The organism is uncultured Gimesia sp., from assembly GCF_937910335.1.
Classification (GTDB): domain Bacteria; phylum Planctomycetota; class Planctomycetia; order Planctomycetales; family Planctomycetaceae; genus Gimesia.
Window position 1 is genome coordinate 1 of the sequence record NZ_CALEMX010000324.1, and the last position, 2,943, is coordinate 2,943.

At 48.8% G+C, this 2,943-nt stretch carries 3 protein-coding genes; all 3 read left to right on the top strand.

The genetic code is table 11. From position 1 onward, the window contains the following. A partial coding sequence (locus Q0668_RS12940; protein WP_298865287.1) for a hypothetical protein occupies positions 1-246 on the top strand: 246 nt, incomplete at its 5' end. A 223-nt stretch (positions 247-469) separates the two neighbouring features. After that, a complete protein-coding gene (locus tag Q0668_RS12945) occupies positions 470-2,746 on the top strand; it encodes a glycosyltransferase domain-containing protein (protein ID WP_298865290.1) in 2,277 nt (758 codons plus the stop codon). Further along, positions 2,743-2,943 (top strand): hypothetical protein (locus tag Q0668_RS12950; protein WP_298865292.1); only part of this gene is annotated, 201 nt, incomplete at its 3' end. The genes Q0668_RS12945 and Q0668_RS12950, both read left to right, overlap by 4 nt.

The window sequence follows — 2,943 nt, forward strand, 5'->3', positions numbered from 1 at the left end:
GAAACAGTACGTGGCATTGCAGCACGCTTTGGAGTTACCGAAGCCCAAGTGTTGGAATGGCAGGATGTATTCGTCGCCGCAGGGGTGCTGGCCGTCACCAATTACCGGAACGGGCGACGATTTAGTGCAAGCTCTTCCATGTCGGCTGAGGAACTCGGTGAGTCTCGGAAAGGGTCTAGTTACTTAGATCCGTTCTTGACCACAACGCCGATGACTCCAACTCCAACAACTCAAAGACCTCATTAATCATTCCACAAAGGGATAAAACGAGTGAGCAGTTTACTTGTTTCTCAATATGTTTTGTGTCGCAGAAATCAGATCAACAGTAGGAATGACATTACCGTCAAGGCCGCCTCTTCAAATGGGCAGCCTGCTCTCTTTTTTCGTGGTCCGCTCTTCTTTGTGAGGTCGTAAAGAAACCGGAACGAGCTGCAGTTGCCGGTTCGAAAACTCTCAAAGGTATTGTAAGTTGAGCAAACCACTTCTCACAATTGGCATGGCGACGCTTGACGATTTCGATGGAGTTTATTTCACAGTAACATCACTGATGCTGCACCATGCAGAAGTCATGCGCGATTGCGAAATCGTAGTAGTGGACAACAACCCAAATTCGAAACACGGAAAGCTTGTCAAAGACTGGATTCTCAACCGTGTTCCTAACGGATATTATTATCCCTATGAAGCTTCGACTGGTACAGCGCAGTCTAGAAACGAAGTATTCCGCCATGCACGCGGAGAATCGGTCCTCTGCATTGACTGCCACGTCATGCTAGTTCCGGGAGCGATTCAAAAATTAATTGAATATTTCCAGAATAATTCGGACTGTCACGACCTCCTGTCCGGCCCCCTTCTCTCCGATTGTGGAGTTCTTTCGGCGACTCATCAGCGTCCCGAATGGAGCAACGGAGCATGGGGAGTCTGGTCTGTTGATCAGCGCGGTATGAACCCGGAGGGGGAACCGTTCGAGATCTGGCAGCAGGGGATGGGGCTATTCTCCTGTCGTCATGATGCGTGGGTAGGCTTTCATCCTGATTTTCGAGGATTCGGTGGGTGTGAAACTTACATCATGGAAAAATTCAGGAAAAACGGAAGCCGGGTTCTCTGTTGTCCTTGGCTCCGTTGGACGCACCGTTTTCAACGCCCCGAAGGAGTCCCCTACCGCGTGGAATATGAGGACAGGATCCGCAATTATATCATCGGATTTCAGGAACTGGGACTCGATGTTGAGCCTGTTCTCAAACATTTCAAAGTACCACACGAACGAGCTGCGGCGCTAACTTATTCGAAACTAGAACCAGAAGAGACAGCAAATTATGCTGTCGTTGGCGACAGGGCTTTTGGCGGTGTGGACATGCGGGGACTTGTACTATCGAAATATCTCTCGTGCAAACTAGTCACTCCGAAACAGACTCAAAGGATGGCACGACGAAAAACAATCATCACGATTAAGGACGGTTTCTCCCCAACAATAATTCGAGAGAAATGCGACCGTTTAATTTATGACCCGCTTGATGTATTCTGTTCCATAGGTACCGACGTCGCACCCGTCAATTATTGGCGGTCGCAATTTCAGAGGCACAATTTCGATGATTTGATTGCCACTAGCCCCGCCTGTTATGAAGTGATGCGAGAAGCGGTTCCTGATCATGTGGCAGTTCACCTTGTGCCACACCAGTCTGATTCCAGGATCGAGAAGAGCTGGCATAATCCAGATGGTCCGATCGTGTATTCCGGCTTGAAATGTTTCGTTGAATCCGGATTGGATCGGATTCAAAAAGCCTGTCAACTACTCGGTAAAGAATTCATTATTGGGGATAGCTATGACGTTCTCAAGGGTGCCTCGCTTGCTCTAGCATTACGGCTTCCACCTTTCGACACAGCGCTAAACCGATATTGTAAGCCCCAAATCAAGCTCGCGAACGCAGCCGCGGCATGCCTGCCTGCGGTCTCTACAGAGTGCCCGGCGGCAACTTCTCTGTATCCGGAAATAACGACCGTACCCGTTAATTTTACAGTCCCAGAACTTGCAGGCGTAATGCAACAGGCGCTGGAGGGACCAGCATTGACCAATCCCTATAGCAATAGTGACTATTTAATGGCAATGGACCGAATCCTTCAACGGGAAACGGTGGTAGTCTACACAGCAATCTTCGGCGGATACGACTCCTTAAAGGAACCGCAGGATCAGATACCGGGTGTGAAATATATTTGTTTTACTGACAATCCCAATCTGAAGTCGAAAGTATGGAATATCCAATATCGCCGCCCGACGGGAGATCCGTTGATGCAGGCAAAATCATTCAAGATCCTTGCTCACGAAGCACTTGACTGTGACATTTCACTCTGGATTGATGGCCGAGTCGAAGTGCACAAACTGAATGGAGCCATCAATCAGCTCAAAACGGACCTCGCTCTTCATCGCCATGAACAACGAAACTGTATTTATGAAGAAGCAAGTCACTGCATGAGGGTGAAACGCGGTGATCCGAGACAAATCGAAGATGCGATTACCCGATATAAATCCGAAGGGCATCCCCCGCAATATGGATTGTGGAATGGTGGCATAATTTTACGACGCCATACTCCTGACATTACGACGTTTAATCGGGAATGGTGGCGCGAAGTCAGCGTGGGCACAACCCGCGACCAGATCGTCCTCCCAGTCGTGCTCCGACGACTGGGCACTCCTTTCGAAACTTTTCCAAAGGATATGCCACTATACGGAATTGGAGACCACCTGAAATGAGAATTAAAGACCTGCTCATCATCTCAGCCTGCGATTCAAGCATGGGTTCATGGGGAAAGATTTGGATTGAACAAATCCGGAAATTCGACGTTGACTGGAAAATTTACGATCTCGGTGGATTCGGACGCGGCGAACCGGTCGACCTCAATGCCTGTGAATTGACGGAAAACAATGCAAACAGACAATTCTCTACTTTC